Raw genomic sequence first — 17836 nt, 5'->3', positions numbered from 1 at the left:
AATAATAATGTAATGAGTGTGGTTTTCTTCATAGTGGGTTGAAATTAAAGTATGTATACGCTGCAAATGTAACACAATTAATCCAACATTAGTTTTAAAAACGACTTTTATTACTTAACAAAAAGTTCACAATACTTCACAAAACTTCATTAAATTAATAGCTTGATAGATTATAACAAATTCTATATCAGTGTCTTAATATACTTATCGAAATCCTTGGCAGAACCTTTCGATTTTGTCAGTTTTTCATGCATTCTTTTGCGTGCATTAGATACATTCGGCAAAGAACTGTCTGTAAGCACAGCTATTTCGGACGGCTTAAAACCTAATCTGACAAGGATCATCACATCAAATTCGAATGGGCTAACTACAGATTTCAAAGCAAAAGTCTGCGGATAGAACTCCTCTATGTATAGTTTCAGTTGCTTCCACTCTTTTCTTGTTGCGGCTCTCGGAGTCTTGTCAACGATATGCCAGAGTAAGCTGATTATAGAGCCGTTCTGATCGTCTGTACCATCGGACGAATCGGCAGAAGAACGTCCTTTTCCTTGAAGCTTTGCAACCAATTCTTTCTTCTCTTCGATAAGAGCATTTATCTTTGATTGCTGTTTAGACATCAATATGTCGAGGTCTTTCTTTCCTTGTTCGAGTGCAAGAAGGTTGTTTCTTTTTGATTCATTCTCTGCCTCCAACTGTTGTATCTGTAGCATTCTTCGTATGCGCTCCATTGATTTCTTGTGCCTTTCTCTCAAAAAAAGCAACGCCAACACAGACAACAATACGAGGAATGAGAGCACAACCGTTTTTAATCGTGTTGTGGCTTCTGCCTCCTTGCTTTTAGCCACAAGCGCCTCTGTTTCCTTACTGCTATAGTTGTATGCCGCTTGCATCTGCTGCATTCTCAACGTAGACAGTTCGACATAGGCAGAATCGTTTTCACGGCGAGCAAGCTCAGAGTATTTAGCTACGGAATCGGACAAGCCCAGCTTCTTGTAAGTTTGCGCAAGTCCTCGCAGAAACGCTTCTCTGTATTCGTGGTCGTCGGTAGAGCGCATGCCTTTCCGATAATAACCCAAAGCACCTGACACATCCGATTTAGCCAAAAGATAATTGGCTTTGTCGTTATAGTATTTTTCAAGTCCACTAACTACATTGCCCAGACTATCCACATCTCCAGAATGCTCTTCGTAAGAGCGTAATATACGACCCACCTCTTCCACCTTACCTCTTCCGAGCAGAGTAGACACATTTGGTACAAGAACCTTTGAAGCTTCTCGTACAAGACCGTTTTTCAGGTATTCATCATGCAGCCACTCTCTCAACTTACATGCCTCGTCTCGCCGATTTTGCAAATAAAGCACATTAGCTATCTGTTCTTTTGAGAGCAACACACCAAGCGTATCCTTGTCTTTACAAGCAAAACGTACAGCCAGAGAGTAGGCAACGCCTGCCTCGTTGAAAGCAAGTTGTCTCAACAACACGTTGCCCATCTGTCCATACACACGATTGAGGAAAGCGTTGTTTTTATTGCCGTCTGTTGTGTCAGCCAACGCAACCGCCTTCTGATAATCGGCCAACGCCTCTGGATAGTTGTCAAGGTCGCGATAAACGCTTCCAAGCACATAATAGGCGGACATTTGCTCTTCAACGCTGCCGTTGTCGTCGAAATACTCCACCACTTTACGTGCCAGAGAATCAGAAGCGAACGGCTCACCGACAGAATTCTGAGCCCTTAAACGATATAGAGTCAGAAGCATACGATTATGTTGCGACATATCATTGTGGCATGACATAAAACTATCTATAGCAATAATGGCTTCAGCAGGATTCTGCTGATATAGGGTATCCATATGCGACAGAAACGCATTTGCACGACGATTGCTTCCACACGAAACAATACAAGTAAGTGTCAACAATAATATAAAGGGCTTCATTTTTTCATGCATCAGAACGTTGCACACATTATATATACGCACAACATATTTGTTGTTCTTCATAATTCTTAATATTTAGATTCGTCTGCAAAGATACAACTTCTTTGGAATAGCGCAAGTTTTGCCCTCTATTTTCTTCTAAATAAGCATGGATAGCGCAGCCAAAGGACTATTTACAATAAAAACTCTCGTTTTATTCGTCAATTTTATGTAAGTTTGTAATCTCAATTAAACTACAATCTGATTATAAAATCAAAAGGAGGGACAATTATGGGAACTTCGTATATAGAATTAATAGTGCGTCTTTCGCTCGCATTCGTGCTTGGCGGAATGATTGGGCTTGAGCGCGAGTATAGAGCTAAGGAAGCCGGATTTCGTACACATTTTCTTGTGGCTCTGGGCAGTGCGCTGTTCTGCGTCGTGTCGCAGTTCGGCTTCGGTATCGACCTGAAGGACTCCTCGCGCGTGGCAGCGCAAGTGGTGTCGGGCATCGGCTTCCTCGGTGCCGGAACTATCATCTTTCAGAAAAACGTCGTGCGCGGACTCACTACGGCTGCCGGACTATGGGTGACGGCTGCCATCGGACTGGCGTGCGGCACGGGTATGTTTATGGCTGCTACTATAGTAACGGCGATGATGCTGCTCGGACTGGAGGTGATAAACGCTATGATACCGCAGCTCGGCACCACAACCATCGAGATCTCCTTCTCCGCCTCCTCGATAGAGCAGGTTAGAGTGTTGATTGCGACTATGCGACACGACGGCATTGAGGTGCAGACATATCAGATAAAAGAACGACGCACATCGCAAGGCGAGTTTGTCGAGGCTAATATACAGTTGAAGGTGAAGCGTGGCACGACGGACAATTTGAGGGTCATCGGTTACATGGACGGTTTTGCTGACGTCACTATTTCGGCTGTAGAGGGATAGGCGTAACGATTTGCTTGCTGAAAACAAACAAACAAAAAGGCTGAGTTCCGTATGGAACTCAGCCTTTTTTCTGTACTTATAGTAGGAGGGTATGGCATCCTTGCCATACCCACGCAGCCTCCTATCAATCACCTTGTGGGTGTGTGGCTATGGCGGGGATGCCATAGCCTCCTATGCTCTTTACTCAAGACCCTTGCCGTGGCAGTTCTTGAACTTCTTGCCGCTACCGCAAGGACACGGGTCGTTGCGTCCCGGGAGCTTGTCCTTAACCAGCGGAGTGTGGTTCTCTTCGATGTTCTCGCGAGTGTCGTGCTGTGCGGCAGCCTGCTGTGCAGGGTCGTTGATTTCGGCCTTCTGCTCGGTGTACTGCTGACGCTGTGTACGTTCCTCGGGAGCTGCCTCGCGCACCTCCTGCTGCTGTTGCATTTCAGGAATCTGTCCGCGTGTGAGGATAGAAGCGATGCGGTTGTTCATATCGTTCACCATCGAGTCGAAGAGCTTAGCACTCTCGAGCTTGAAGATGAGCAACGGGTCTTTCTGCTCGTAAGAAGCGTTCTGCACGCTGTGGCGCAACTCGTCGAGCTGGCGGAGGTTCTCCTTCCAGCAGTCGTCGATGATGTGGAGCATGATGACGCGCTCGAACTGTTTAACAACGTCGCGACCCTCGGTGCGGTAAGCCTCCTTAAGGTTGCACGGAATGTTGTAGACGCGCTTGCCGTCGGTGATAGGCACCATGATACGCTCGTAGATAGCACCCTGGTTCTCTTCTACTTCCTTGATGATAGGCCAAGCAACGCTCTCGATGCGGTCGGTCTTGCGCTTGAAGGTAGCCATTGCGCTCTGGAAGGCACGCTCCTCAAGCTCGTCGTGGCGCACGTTCTCGAAGTCCTCCTCGCTGAACGGACACTCCATAGCCAGAATCTTGAGGAATTCCTCGCGGCATCCGGCGTAGTCGTTTGTCTCGATGATGTTCACCACGCGGTCCCAGATGACGTTGGTGATGTCCATGCCGATACGCTCACCCATGAGTGCGTGGCGGCGCTTCTCGTAGATTACGGTGCGCTGCTTGTTCATCACGTCGTCATACTCGAGCAGGTGCTTACGGATACCGAAGTTGTTCTCCTCAACCTTCTTCTGTGCGCGCTCGATGCTCTTAGAGATCATCGGATTCTCGATACGGTCGCCCTCCTTGAAGCCGAGACGATCCATGAGACTTGCGATGCGCTCTGAAGCGAACAGACGCATGAGCTTGTCCTCGAGTGATACGTAGAACACTGAGCTACCCGGGTCGCCCTGACGACCTGCACGACCACGCAGCTGGCGGTCGACGCGGCGGCTCTCGTGGCGTTCTGTACCGATGATGGCAAGACCGCCTGCCTCCTTAACCTCCTTGGTGAGCTTGATGTCGGTACCACGACCAGCCATGTTGGTAGCGATGGTTACGGCACCGAGCATACGCTCCTCGAAGTGCTTGCTGCCGTCCTCTTCGGTGATTTCCACCATGCCCTTTGTGCTGCGACCAGCCTCTGCCACGATGTCTGCCTCCTTCTTGTGGAGCTTGGCGTTGAGCACCTGGTGAGGAATCTTGCGCATGTTGAGCATCTTAGAGATAAGCTCAGAGAACTCTACCGATGTGGTACCTACGAGCACCGGGCGACCGCTGTTGCGCATCTCCACGATTTCGTCGATAACGGCTGCATACTTCTCGCGGTTGGTCTTGTACACACGGTCGTCGAGGTCCTTGCGAAGTACCGGACGGTTTGTAGGAATCTCAACAACGTCGAGCTTGTAGATATCCCAGAACTCGCCTGCCTCAGTAGAAGCAGTACCGGTCATACCGGCGAGCTTGTGGTACATACGGAAGTAGTTCTGCAGTGTGATGGTAGCGAATGTCTGTGTGGCTGCCTCCACCTTCACGTGCTCCTTAGCCTCTACAGCCTGGTGGAGACCATCGCTCCAGCGGCGGCCTTCCATGATACGGCCAGTCTGCTCGTCGACAATCTTCACCTCGCCGTCCATAACAACGTACTCGTCGTTCTTGTTGAACATGGTGTAAGCCTTCAGCAACTGCTGCAAGGTGTGTACACGTTCCGACTGTACGGCATAGTGGTTGAGCATGGCGTCCTTCTTGTCGAGGCGCTCCTGCTCGCTGAGGTCCTTCTCGTTCTCGAGAGCCGAGAGCTCTGAAGTGATGTCTGGTAACACGAAGAGCTCGTTGTCGTTCACCTGACCTGCAAGCCATGCAGTACCCTTGTCGGTGAGGTCGCAGCTGTTCAACTTCTCGTCTACAACGAAGTAGAGCGGCTCAACAGCCTCCGGCATACGGCGGTTGTTGTTCTCCATGTAGTACTCCTCGGTCTTAAGCATACCAGCCTTGATACCTTCCTCTGAGAGGTACTTGATAAGCGGCTTGTTCTTCGGAAGAGCCTTGTGCGAACGGTATAATGCGAGGAATCCTTCCTCAATCTTTTTCTGGTCCTTGTTGGCAGCACCCTCGCTGATGAGCTGCTTTGCTTCAGCAAGATACTGTGTGGCGAGCTTGCGCTGAACGTCTACGAGACGCTCTACAAGCGGCTGATACTCCTCGAACATCTGGTCGTCGCCCTTGGCAATAGGTCCAGAGATGATAAGCGGAGTACGTGCGTCGTCGATAAGCACTGAGTCGACCTCATCGACGATAGCATAGTTGTGCTTGCGCTGCACGAGGTCGGCAGGCGAGATAGCCATGTTGTCGCGAAGGTAGTCGAAGCCGAACTCATTGTTCGTACCGAATGTGATGTCTGCCATGTAAGCCTTGCGGCGCTCTGGCGAGTTAGGACGGTGCTTGTCAATACAGTCGACAGAGAGACCGTTGAACATATAGAGCGGGCCCATCCACTCAGAGTCGCGCTTTGCGAGGTAGTCGTTGACGGTTACGACGTGAACGCCGTTGCCTGTAAGTGCGTTGAGGAATACAGGAAGTGTAGACACGAGAGTCTTACCCTCACCGGTAGCCATCTCCGCAATCTTGCCCTGATGCAGTACTGTACCACCGAAGAGCTGTACGTCGTAGTGAACCATTTCCCACTTCAGGTCGTTGCCGCCTGCTGTCCAGTGGTTGTGATAGATAGCCTTGTCACCGTCAATGGTGATGAAGTCGTTCTTCGGGTTGGCAGCCAGCTCGCGGTCGAAGTCGGTGGCTGTAACCACAGTCTCCTCGTTCTCTGCGAAGCGGCGCGCTGTATCCTTAACGATACTGAAAGCTACCGGCATCACCTCATTGAGTGCCTTCTCGTAGATTTCAAGCACTTCCTTCTCCAACTTGTCGATAGCGTTGAAGATGCTCTCGCGCTCGTCGATAGGAGTGTCTTCGATCTTTGCTTTGAGCTCGGCAATCTTTGCTTTCTCCTCGTTGGCAGAGTCCTGAACGTACTTTTGAAGCTGCTTTGTGCGTGCGCGCAATTCGTCGTTGCTCAGCGCCTTAATCTCTGGATATGCTTCCTTCACCTTCTCTACGAGTGGCTGGATAAGCTTCATGTCCTTTGATGACTTGTTGCCAAACAATGACTGTAGAAATTTGTTGAAATTCATTGTATATTATTTTTATTTTTTCCTTAAATACTTATTCGGGTGTAAAATTACTAAAAAAAATCCATATATCACCATTAATATAGGTGTAAGTTGGTTTTTATTGCAATGGCGCAACCGAACAGGCATTAGGCGCACGTATACGAATAGCCTTAGCTACGGTAGGCGCAATGCGATCTACCGTAGCCGGTGTCTTGATGTGCTCTGCCTTTATTCCGCTTCCGTACAGGATGATGGGGAAGGGTACAAAGGCGGCACGCGAAAAATAATTCTCGTTTGTGTCTTCGTTTATGATTTTCCAGCCAGGAGCGGTCTCTATGAGGAGGTCGCCCGATACGGCTGAATTGTATGGACTTGATATAACGCTGCGTACGCCAGACATTTGCGCAAGCAGTTCTTTCGAGCGTGTTATTACGTCGGTGTAGCTCAGATGACGCTGCTCAAGGAGTTTATGGTCTATGTATATCTGGTTGCGGAAGCTCGCTTCTACGTACTTCGCCTGACCATAGATGGCACCGAGGTACATATTGAGCAAGTTGCACGAGCGGTTCATGTAGAACGTGCCCGAAGGTATGCGGAAACGCTCGTAGTCGGGTCGCTGGTCTTCGGTGTATCCTGTGCTTGTGAGCACAAAGAGTACGTTGTTGCGTCCTACCTTTTCTTCGATGCGCTTGATGAGTGATGCTAAAGTGCGGTCGAGCTTTAGATACACTATCTCCATCTCGGTCTGCCAATGGGTCACGTCGGTGCATTTTGCTGACAGTGTGACAGATAACATGTCGGTAATATTGTCGCGACCAAGCATTAAGTCGTTGACGCAAGCTATGGAGAGGTCGGCAACAGCGTCGTTGTCTCCATTCGTACGTTTCTGTGTGATACTATTGTAGGCACGCACAAATGCTTGTGCGCCTTTGGGGTAGTATGCGGATGTGGTCCATTGTCCGTTTTCCTCGTTCAGCCAGAAGGCTCCGTCGGCAGCATGTCCTGCAGAGATGACAGCTGCGTCTTTCTCCATAGCTGTAGAGTAGACAAGCGCAGCACCTCTGGTGAATATTTTCAGTTCGTCGCTGACGGTGGTGGTTGCTATTTTCTGTGGTGACACACCATAGGTTTGGTCGTCGGTGCAGAACACGGGTCGTAACGTGTTGCGGTCGAGCCACTTCGTACCAACGATGTTGTTATAGTGAGGTGTGGCACCAGTGGCTATTGTAGCCATTGCTGATGCGCGATCGATGGGCGAGAATGGGTAGCTGGCAGCTTCGTAGACACAACCATGTTGCAATAGTTTGCGGAAGCCTTCCTCACCATAGAGTGGGGAGAAGTGCTCAATGTAGTCGGTGCGCAGCTGGTCGATAGTGATGTTCACCACAAGACGCGGTGCCGACTGCAAAGTCTGCGCTTGCATCTCGGTGCCAGCAAGTGCTGCCAACATCATTATCGTCGATATGTATTTGCTCATATTTGTGTGTCTAATGCTTTATGCTTCGGGCTGTTTGCTGCCCGTATTTTTAAATGTGTAAATATTCGATATGTTTCTTAATAGCAAAGATAATGCCACAATTGTGATGCCCTCTGCATACGACTGTAAGAAAGAGCCTGCGAGGAGCAACAGTATGAGTGCGCTCCACGCCTTAGTCCACCTATGTATGCGGTTTTGGCGTGCTGCTTTCGTCACGCTGTAGAGCATGAAGATGTTAATGGGGTTTAGCAGCAGTATCTGCAAGTTGAGACTTACAGTGGGGTGTTGCGAGAATATCATGGCGAACAAGAGTAGTCCGCATGCACCAGTAGTAAGCATGATGCTTGCATCGAACACCCATATTATGCGTTTGCGTCGATATTCCACGATGGCTATAATCAGCGTGAGTATTGAGAGAATACTAAAAGTAACTAACGGTGAGAATACATCCAGTATGCTCATGTTTGTCTGTTGGATGCTTTGTTGCTTCGTTGTGGGCTCAAAAAGCCAAAACGAACTACTTACCAGATTGCGCTTTGTGCCGTCTGCGGATATGATGCATGCTCGCTCGAAATCGGCGCACAGACGCTCTGGTAGAAATTGTTGCTGCTCGAATGTTGTATTATAGTCGGCTTTCACGCCAAGAAGCAGGTCGTTGCCGAAACGTGCCCAGCGATGCGTCTCGTTGTAGTTGTGTATCAAGTTGCGGAATGTGGGGTATTGTGCAGGGGTGTTGTGATGTTGGGGTGTTGAGGTGTTGAGGTGTTGAGGTGTTGAGCTATCATAAACGATGCGTCCGTTAAGGTTGTTTGCGATGATGTCTCGAGCACGTGTTGTACAATTATCGTAGAAGAAGTTGTAGCGGTACACGCGGTTCTGTGGCTCCATGTTGCGGTCTACGGCTTGCGCTATCGCCATCTTCTCCTGTGCCGTCAGATTGAGCACCTGTTGTCTCACGCCACAGCCCGTGGGGTCATATTCCCACTCGAATATGTCGAAGGGTGCGATACCCATCTCGTAGTCGGTGAGTCCGAACACGAACCGCAGCACGAAGAAGGGCTTGTCGAACGAGAAAACGCCATAGTTGATGGCGATGTCTCTGCCGGTCTGCTTGTCCTGAAAGCGTATCGCCGTATGTCCGTACAAGCTATACACCTGTTGGCGCGGCCCGCAGGTGAGCAGGCTGATCTCTATCGAGTCGGCTTGTAGCGTCGGCTCGTTGTTCGGTGAAGAAGCTGTGGAGGGGACGAAAAAGCACAGCAAAAACGCTAATGTTATGTGTTTAAATAATCTTTCAAATAGTTTCATGGTGCAAAAATAACTTTAATTTCTCACTTTTCTGCTATTATCTCGTTTTTTTTCGATAATTTTGCAAGCATTATCCTGGAAAGGATTGTAAAAACACCTCTATATACATATTATATATATAATAGAATTTCTAAAATCTAATTAGATAAATAAATGAGGAAAGCACTCACAACAGGCTTCTTTGCTGCGGTCTCTTTAGTTGCGGCAGCTCAAAGTGGCACTAATTCTCCCTATAGTCAATATGGTTTGGGTACGCTTGGCGAGCAGTCAGGAGGCTTTAATCGTGGCATGAACGGACTTGGTATTGGTTTTAGTGAGCACAACCAAGTGAACTGTCTTAACCCTGCTTCGTATGCCACCATCGACTCCTTGTCGTTCATCTTCGATGCAGGTGTGTCTGGACAAATTACGAACTATAGCGAGAGTGGTGTTAAGGTGAACGCTAAAAACGCCAACTTCGAGTATGTCATTGCCGGTTTTCGTGTTGCGAAACGTCTTGGCTTGAGCTTTGGTTTGCTGCCGTATAGCAACATTGGCTATTCGTATTCTAACAAGAAGCCGCTCAATAGCACCGATGGCAGTACTACTGTTGTGTATAGTAATAATGCATATTCTGGTTCGGGCGGCTTGCACCAGGTTTATTTGGGTGCGGGTTGGAGTCCGATAAAGGGATTGGCTATTGGTGTGAATGCTGCTTACCTATGGGGCGACTACACACGTTCAGTTGTCAATTCCTATACAGATGTCTATGCCAACACGCTATCGAAGTACTATACAGCGGAAGTGCATAGCTACAAACTTGATTTTGGTTTGCAGTACACGCAGAAGTTGACAAAGAAGGACGCTCTTACGTTGGGTCTTACCTACGGATTGGGTCACAAACTTGGTGCCGACCCTAAGTGTCAGATTATCTCTACCAATGCTCAGACTGCTGTTGCCGACACAACAACACACACCATTGGCAATGGATTGGCGTTGCCTCACACCTTTGGTGCAGGCTTGATGTGGAACCGCGCTAATCGTTGGCGCATTGGTGTTGACTACACCTTGCAGAAATGGTCGTCGGTAGCTTATCCGAAGTTCGATATGTCCACAAATAGCTATCAGTTGGCAAGCGGTCAGTTTGCCGATCGTCATAAGTTGACCGTTGGTGGCGAGTTCTGTCCAGAGGAGCGCGGTCGCAACTTCTTCAAACGTATTCACTACCGCATGGGAGCATCTTATGCCACCGACTATCTGAAGATAAAAGGTCAGAACGGACCGAAAGAGTATAGCGTGAGTGCAGGTTTCGGCATTCCAATCGTTAACGGCTACAACAACCGTTCGTTGCTCAATATCTCGGCACAGTGGGTGCGTCAGGACTCAAAGACTTTTGTCACCGAAAATTCGTTCCGCATAAATATCGGCTTGACGTTCAATGAGCGTTGGTTCGCTAAGTGGAAGATGGAGTAAGAAAACAATACTTTTAAAATAAGCGTTGAGACTATCTAAGTACATAGTAATCATTGTGGTGTGCATCGTGGTGCTTGCCTCGTGCGAAGAGCAGAAGGAGCACACGGCGCCAGCCATACACGACCGCGACTCGGTGTCTATGATGACGAGTTACGGTGTCAACACCCTTATCTCTGACTCCGGGGTCATCAAATACCGCATCGTAACTGAGCGATGGGAAGTGAACACCGTGCGCAACCCGTCACGATGGATATTTGAAAAAGGTGTATTCTTTGAGCAGTTCGATGAGAAATTCCATGTGCAGTCGTACATACAGGCAGACACAGCCTACTATTACGACCAGAAGAAGCTGTGGGAACTGCGTAGCCGTGTAAGTGTGCTCACCAAAGACGGCTTGAAATTCAACAGCGAAGAACTCTTTTGGGACGAGGCGGAGCACGAACTCTACTCTAATAAGCCATCGAAACTCGTTACTCCCGAGCGTACGCTTGAGGGAACATACTTTCGTAGCGATGAGCGCATGACCAACTATTACGTATCCAACACTTCTGGCTCGTTCGAGAAAGGTCAGCTCTCAAGCGATGGCGACACCATCACTACCGCGCCCGATACAGTGAAGGCAACAATGCGTCTGCAGACAAAACCGCAACGTCGCCTGCGTGATAAATAATAAGAACCAATATTTAAACTATAGTGGAAGTAGACATACCTCTTTTAATTAGCATAGCTGTAACAATGGCACTATCTGCATTTTTTTCAGGAATGGAGATAGCCTTCGTGTCCAGCAACCGAATGCTCGCAGAGATGGATCGCGAGGGAAATAGCATAGCCAAGAATATTATTTCCCGATTTTACAACCATCCCAACGGCTTTGTTAGTACGATGCTTGTAGGCAACAATATCGTGCTTGTTGTTTATGGTATCCTTGTGGCACGTCTATTTGACAATACTATCTTCAGTTCGCTCGACGATGGTATGAAAGTCACGGCAGATACATTGCTATCCACGCTTGTTATTCTCTTCACTGGTGAGTTCTTGCCGAAGATTTTGTTCAAGAATAATGCCAATAGGTTGCTCTCAGTCTTCTCCGTGCCAGCATATCTTTTCTATATAATTCTTTGGCCTATAAGCCGTTTTTCTACACTTGTGTCGAAGTGCTTGTTGCGCCTCGTGGGTATACGTATGGAGACAGAATCCGATGACGATGGCTTCTCTAAGGTCGACCTCGACTATCTCGTACAGTCGAGCATAGAGAATGCGCAGAGCGATGACGAGATAAACGAAGAGGTTAAGATTTTCCAAAACGCACTCGACTTCTCCGACTGTAAGGTGCGCGACTGCATGGTGCCGCGAACCGAGGTGAACGCCGTAGACGTGAACGATTGCACCGTCGACGAACTAATGCAGAAGTTTGTGGAGAGTGGCAACTCGAAGATTATTGTCTACGATAGCGATATCGACCATATCATTGGTTACATACACAGTTCCGAAATGTTCCGCAACCGCGACAATTGGCGCGAGTGCGTCTGCAAGATGCCCTTTGTGCCCGAAACGATGGCTGCACAGAAGCTTATGCACATCTTCCTGCAGCAGAAGAAGAGTCTTGGAGTGGTGGTTGACGAGTTCGGCGGAACCAGTGGTATCGTCTCCCTCGAAGACATCGTTGAGGAGATCTTTGGCGATATAGAAGACGAACACGACTCGACGAAATACATCGCCACACAGATTGGCGAGAACGAGTATATGCTCTCTGCTCGACTTGAGATTGATAAGGTGAACGACCTCTTCGATCTCGGTCTGCCCGAGAGCGACGACTATATGACCGTCGGTGGTTATATCCTACACGAATATCAGAGTTTCCCAAAACTCAACGAAGTGATAACTATAGGACGCTACGAGTTCCGCATCATCAAGAGTACGATGACGAAAATAGAGTTGGTAAAGCTAAAAGTTAGTCGCTAAATAAAGCTACAGCACCTAAAAGTAGCCCGATAAACTCAATTTTTCGTGCAAACATGCCCTCGTTTGGCAATAAATTAGTATTTTTGTACGCATTTTGTGGTATCACGCTTAGAGCCGCCTCACGGGGCAAGCTCCGCAACTGGTGCAAGACAGATGCACAAACCTACATCTAACGAAATAATAAATAAAAAATAAAAACAAAAAAATGGCAGCATTAGGAAAAATTAGAAGCAGAGGCGCATTGCTGATAGGCATTATCGGCTTAGGCCTTTTCTCTTTCATCGCCGAAGAGGCGTTCCGCTCATGCGACTCTGCAAGCGCTGATAAACATCAGCAAGTAGGCGAAGTGTTGGGCGAGAAAATCAACGTAACAGAGTTCCAGAAACTTGTTGACGAGTACACAGAAGTCATCAAGATGCAGCAGGGACAGGAGAACCTCAACGAAGACCAGCTCAATCAGGTCAAGGACATGGTTTGGAACACATACGTTCAGACCAAACTCATACAGAACGAGGCACACAAGCTCGGTCTTACTGTAACAGATGCTGAGCTCCAGCAGGTTCTTGCCGAGGGTACTAACCCTATGCTTCAGCAGACTCCGTTCTTCAACCAGCAGACAGGTCGCTTCGACGTGAACGCTCTGAAGAAGTTCCTTGCAGAATACAAGACACAGCAGACAGCCAATCCACAGATGGCTAAGCAGTACGAGACAGTTTACAAGTACTGGACATTCATCGAGAAGACACTGCGTCAGCAGCTCCTCTCGCAGAAGTATCAGGGTCTGTTCGCTCACTGCTTCCTTTCTAACAAGGTAGAAGCAAAGATGGCGTTCGACGATCAGAACAACGAGAGTCAGGTGCAGCTTGCAGCCTTCCCTTACTCAAGCATCGACGACAACAAGATTACTGTTACTGACGCCGACCTCAAGGCTAAGTACGACGAGAAGAAGAGCATCTTCAAGCAGTACGTAGAGACACGCGATATCAAGTACATCGACGTTCAGGTAAAGGCTTCTGCAGCCGATCGTGCAGCTCTCCAGAAGGAGTTCGCAGGCTACAGCGCAGAACTCGCAGCCGCAGCCGACCCGTCTGACGTAGTGCGTAAGAGCACATCGCTCGTTAGCTACCTCGGTGTGCCAGTGAAGAAGGAAGCCCTTCCTTACGACATCGCACAGCGTCTCGACTCAATGGCTGTAGGCTCTACAAGCAAGGTGATCGAGAACAAGAACGATAACACACTTAACCTCGTGAAGCTCATTGCTAAGCGTGAGCTCCCTGATTCAATCCAGTTCCGTGCCATCCAGGTGGGCGGTGCTACAGCAGCCGAGGCAGCTACACGCGCCGACTCTATCCTCAACGCCATTAAGGCAGGTGCCGACTTCGAGGTTGTAGCCAAGAAGTACGGTCAGACCGGCGAGAAGACATGGATGACAACACGTCAGTATCAGAACGCACCATCGCTCGATAAGGATACAAAGAACTATATCGAGAACCTTAACACAATGGCTACAGGCGAGCTCAAGAACCTCACACTCGCACAGGGCAACCTCGTGCTTCAGGTAGTAGACCGCAAGGCAATGACTACAAAGTACGTAGCAGCCGTTGTTAAGAAGAATATCACCTTTACAAAGGATACCTACTCTGCAGCTTACAATAAGTTTAGCTCATTCGTAAGTGCTAACCTCACAGCCGACGAGCTTTTGAAGAACGCAGCAAAGAGCGGTTACACCGTTCAGGAGCGTAAGGACGTTACAACAGCTGAGCACTACCTCGCTGGCATCCACGCTACACGCGACGCAATGCGTTGGTTGTTCGAGGCTAAGAAGGGTGCCGTTTCTTCACTCTACGAGTGCGGTGACAACGACCACCTTCTCATCGTAGTTCTCAACAACATCAACCCGATTGGCTACCGCTCACTTGAGGATGCTCAGGTTAAAGAGTACATCAAGGCAGAGGTTATCAAGGATAAGAAGGCAGAGCAGCTCATGGCTAAGGCAAAGGCTTCTAAGTCAGTTGCTGACGCTAAGGCTAAGGGTGCTACAGTAGCTCCGGTTGCTCAGGTTACATTCGCTGCTCCGGTGTTCGTAGCAGCAACAGGCGCAAGCGAGCCGGCTCTGAGCGGTGCTATCGCAGCTACAGCAAAGGGCAAGTTCTCTAAGCAGCCGGTTAAGGGCAATGCAGGTGTTTACGTGTTCCAGGTAACAAACAAGACACAGCGTCCTGCTAAGTTCGACGAGAAGGCAGAGATGCAGCGTCTCAGCCAGCGTCAGATGCAGATGGCAGGCAACTTTATGAACGAGCTCTACATCAAGGCAAACGTAGTGGACAACCGCTACCTCTTCTTCTAAGACTCATATAACAATAACATAAAAAGACTTTGGATGTAACGATTTACACCGTTACATCCAAAGTCTTTTTTTGTAGAAGCCACTAAAGTCAATACCTTATTTCGGCTTCTGTCATTTTATCGGTCTGCACGCATCACGCTTATTTCGTAAGCGGCGTGATGCGTGCAATGTTCTTTCTTACAGAGTCGCTGTTTATGCCGAGTACCCTGCCTATGGCAGCGTAGTCGTAGTTGAGGTGTTGCAGCAGCATGATCAGTTGCTTTCGAGGAGCGATCTTGCCGTAGCAGTGTTCAATCTCCGCCATTGTCTCCGCAAACTCTATCTTGCAGTAAGCCATGCACAGCTCGTAGTCTTGCTTGGTCCACGTCACGGTTGTGCCGCCGTTCTTGATATGTAGGTATAGTTCCTTGCCGCATCGTGCGTTTGCTTCGCTGCTTTGCGATGCCACCATTATGTCGTTGTTCAGTTTCTCTATCTTGTCCGATTTCTTTGCACTTTCCTTTTTCAGCGACTTAATCTGCGTCTTAGCTTGTTCCAGACTTTGTTTTTCTGTCTTCAGTCTATTGTGTACCGCAATCAGCCTTTTTCTTGTTCTGTGCAGTATTAACGAGAATACCATTATACATAATAATATAATAATAAGTATGCCCATAGATGCAGATGTTATGGTGTCCAGCAAGTCTTTCATTGAGAGTGACGAATTTATGTTCGACTGCAATTCACTCATGTTATATTTCTTTTTTCTTGCATAAAGACTGTCTTTTGCCTCCGACATTTTCGACATATAAAGGGCGTAATTCTTCAAATCGCCTCTTTTGTAATACAAAGCCGCTATCTTTTTACATGTTTCTGCTTGAGTCAGATAGTTCGGGTCGCAATCAATGGATTTCTTCCACATCTCTTCTGCCTTGGCGTTGTTTCCTAAAGCGTTGTTGTAGTAGCCTGCAACTCTATATGATACCGCATCCTTGCTGTAGTATAATGCGCTGTCAAGATAATCTTTCGCTTTCTTATTATCTTTATTTATGAAATAGTCGGCAACGATAGAGTAGGCATATCCCTTGCAGCTGTTGTGTGTATATGGCAAAAGAGGAATGCATAGCAATCTGTAATACCCCACACTGTCTTCCATTCCCAAAGTGCTGCAACATGACGAAGCCATGCCAAGCGTAAACACCTGATATCTCTTGTCGCCAAGTTTTTGCGCACTTTGTAGAGACAACTTGCAATAATGAAGTGATAGCTTGTCTTCGTCGAATATGATATTTATATACGCCAAAGCCTCGCAAAGCTGTTGGTAGATGTCCAAGTTGCGTCGTTTGTTCAGATCGCAGTCTTTGAATATGAGTTCCGATTCTTTTTCGTAGAAAAGTGCTTTCGCCATGTCGCCCGCAAGTCGATACATCTCACCTTTATAGAAGTATGCTCTCGCCAATTCGTCTTTCATGTTTTTGGTTTTGTAGTAGTCTATGCAAGCGTTCAATGACAACGAATCGTCAATGAAGCTGTTTTTACCGAAAGCATATCTTGTTTTCAGCAGTTGATAATAGGCTTTTTGTTCTCCCGACAATTTCTCTGTTTCTATTTTGACAAGAGCTTTTGAAACAGAAGCGTAATCAAGACTATCCAGCATATTGTCTATACTGGATAGTTCGGACATTCTGTTGTTGTTTGAACATGAAAATAGCGACAGTAGGAGGATGTATAAAAGAACGAATCGTTTCATTTGAATAGCTTGTTTAATTAAAGACAAAGTTAAACGTTTTTTCTTTAATACAATCAGTTGTCTACAAGAAACTTTCGGACATTTTCAACGCGTTTTTGAAACGCCACTGTTGATTATCAATGCGTTACGTTTTTTTGTTGTCCGACTCTGTTTTTTAAGTGTTGTTTTATTAAGAAAAAAACATTACATTTGCAATGTATAACATACTTTAATTTTAACCCACTATGAAGAAAACCACACTCATTACATTATTATTATTACTGCTGTTTGTGCAGTCTAAGGCACAGACCGTAACGGGTCGTATCGTCGACAGCGAGAAGCAGTCGGTGGTGATGGCAACCATTGCGCTCCAGACATTGGACAGTATAAACATTTGCGCAACTACAGCCGATGTTGACGGACGTTTCGTGTTGACGGCCGACTCCATACCTTTGCCGTTCCGCCTCATCGTGAGCAGCATCGGCTATGAAACGGTGATGCCCGAGTGTGCGTCGTACGCTGTGGGTGACGTAGTGCTGGCAACTAAGACCAATGTGCTTGGCGACGTGGTGATAAAAAGCAAGCGTCCGATGCTCAATGTGCAGGGAGACAGAATAGTGGCGGACGCATCGTCCATTATAAAGAGCCGCATTGTGACATGTGCCTTCGACGTGGCGAAGTATGTACCAGGCATTCTGTGCAAGAACGACAATGAACTCTCTCTGGCAGGCACCATGTCCACCACTGTGCTTGTCAACGGCAAGGTGTGGAATGGCGGTTCGGTGCTCGAGTATCTTAAGACGCTGCCTGCCGAAAAGGTGGCGAAGGTGGAGTTGCTTTACAATGCTTCGCCCGACATGCACGTTACGGGAGCCGTCATAAACGTTGTGTTGAAGGACAACAAGGGACGCGAGCTGACCGGTCAGCTGAAGTCGTCGTATCTCAACAACCATCACAACACGTTTCAGGAGTCGGGCAGCCTGTTCTATACCACGCCTAAGTGGTCGCTGTACAGTATGTATACATTCGCAGACGCCAAGAGCATAAGCCGTTCCCAATATCTCAGCCACCACACTGTCGGCGACCAGGTTTATGATATAGACGTCGACACGCGCACTCACAACTCGTCGCTCACGCATACGGTATACACCAACGCCACATACAACGTGTCC

At 47.9% G+C, this 17836-nt stretch carries 11 protein-coding genes; 6 read left to right on the top strand and 5 right to left on the bottom strand.

Annotated elements, in window-relative coordinates; all coding sequences use genetic code 11:
• Positions 1-182: 182 nt before the first annotated feature.
• The gene (locus HMPREF0673_RS06860; protein ID WP_007899964.1) at positions 183-1997 is read right to left on the bottom strand and encodes a tetratricopeptide repeat protein; all 1815 of its coding nucleotides are present in this window, start codon (positions 1995-1997) and stop codon (positions 183-185) included.
• Between the two features lie 207 nt (positions 1998-2204).
• On the opposite strand from HMPREF0673_RS06860, the gene HMPREF0673_RS06855 reads away from it, so the two are divergent.
• A complete protein-coding gene (locus HMPREF0673_RS06855) occupies positions 2205-2864 on the top strand; it encodes an MgtC/SapB family protein (RefSeq protein ID WP_007899962.1) in 660 nt (219 codons plus the stop codon).
• A 180-nt stretch (positions 2865-3044) separates the two neighbouring features.
• On the opposite strand, the gene secA is transcribed toward HMPREF0673_RS06855, so the two are convergent.
• From secA to HMPREF0673_RS06840, 3 genes are all read right to left on the bottom strand, one after another.
• Positions 3045-6434 carry a preprotein translocase subunit SecA gene (gene secA / locus HMPREF0673_RS06850; protein WP_007899961.1) on the bottom strand — a complete coding sequence of 1130 codons (3390 nt, stop codon included), beginning with the start codon at positions 6432-6434 and terminating at the stop codon, positions 3045-3047.
• A 97-nt stretch (positions 6435-6531) separates the two neighbouring features.
• Positions 6532-7890: an alkaline phosphatase family protein gene (locus HMPREF0673_RS06845; RefSeq protein WP_007899960.1), complete on the bottom strand. Its 1359-nt coding sequence runs from the start codon at positions 7888-7890 to the stop codon at positions 6532-6534.
• A gap of 18 nt (positions 7891-7908) precedes the next feature.
• Complete coding sequence (locus tag HMPREF0673_RS06840; protein ID WP_050804962.1) at positions 7909-9153, bottom strand: Lnb N-terminal periplasmic domain-containing protein; 1245 nt, start codon at positions 9151-9153, stop codon at positions 7909-7911.
• Between the two features lie 198 nt (positions 9154-9351).
• Here HMPREF0673_RS06840 and HMPREF0673_RS06835 point away from each other — a divergent pair, with 198 nt between their 5' ends.
• The 4 genes from HMPREF0673_RS06835 (at position 9352) to HMPREF0673_RS06820 (ending at position 14959) form a co-directional block, all read left to right on the top strand.
• Positions 9352-10650, top strand: coding sequence for a hypothetical protein (locus HMPREF0673_RS06835; protein WP_007899958.1), 1299 nt, complete (start codon positions 9352-9354; stop codon positions 10648-10650).
• A 25-nt stretch (positions 10651-10675) separates the two neighbouring features.
• Entirely contained in the window at positions 10676-11320 is a 645-nt protein-coding gene (lptC, locus tag HMPREF0673_RS06830; protein ID WP_050804961.1) for an LPS export ABC transporter periplasmic protein LptC, read from the top strand.
• 65 nt (positions 11321-11385) lie between these two features.
• Complete coding sequence (locus HMPREF0673_RS06825) at positions 11386-12612, top strand: hemolysin family protein (RefSeq protein ID WP_007899955.1); 1227 nt, start codon at positions 11386-11388, stop codon at positions 12610-12612.
• Between the two features lie 205 nt (positions 12613-12817).
• Complete coding sequence (locus HMPREF0673_RS06820) at positions 12818-14959, top strand: SurA N-terminal domain-containing protein (RefSeq protein ID WP_007899952.1); 2142 nt, start codon at positions 12818-12820, stop codon at positions 14957-14959.
• A gap of 139 nt (positions 14960-15098) precedes the next feature.
• Here HMPREF0673_RS06820 and HMPREF0673_RS06815 read toward each other — a convergent pair whose 3' ends face one another.
• Positions 15099-16406, bottom strand: a complete 1308-nt coding sequence (locus HMPREF0673_RS06815) for a tetratricopeptide repeat protein (protein WP_157591654.1) — start codon at positions 16404-16406, stop codon at positions 15099-15101.
• Between the two features lie 503 nt (positions 16407-16909).
• Here HMPREF0673_RS06815 and HMPREF0673_RS06810 point away from each other — a divergent pair.
• A partial coding sequence (locus HMPREF0673_RS06810) for a TonB-dependent receptor (protein WP_007899948.1) occupies positions 16910-17836 on the top strand: 927 nt, incomplete at its 3' end.

It is taken from the genome of Leyella stercorea DSM 18206 (assembly GCF_000235885.1).
In the GTDB taxonomy this organism is placed as follows: domain Bacteria; phylum Bacteroidota; class Bacteroidia; order Bacteroidales; family Bacteroidaceae; genus Prevotella; species Prevotella stercorea.
Note: the sequence above shows the minus strand (reverse complement) of the source record. Positions and strands in the feature narration are given on the sequence as shown.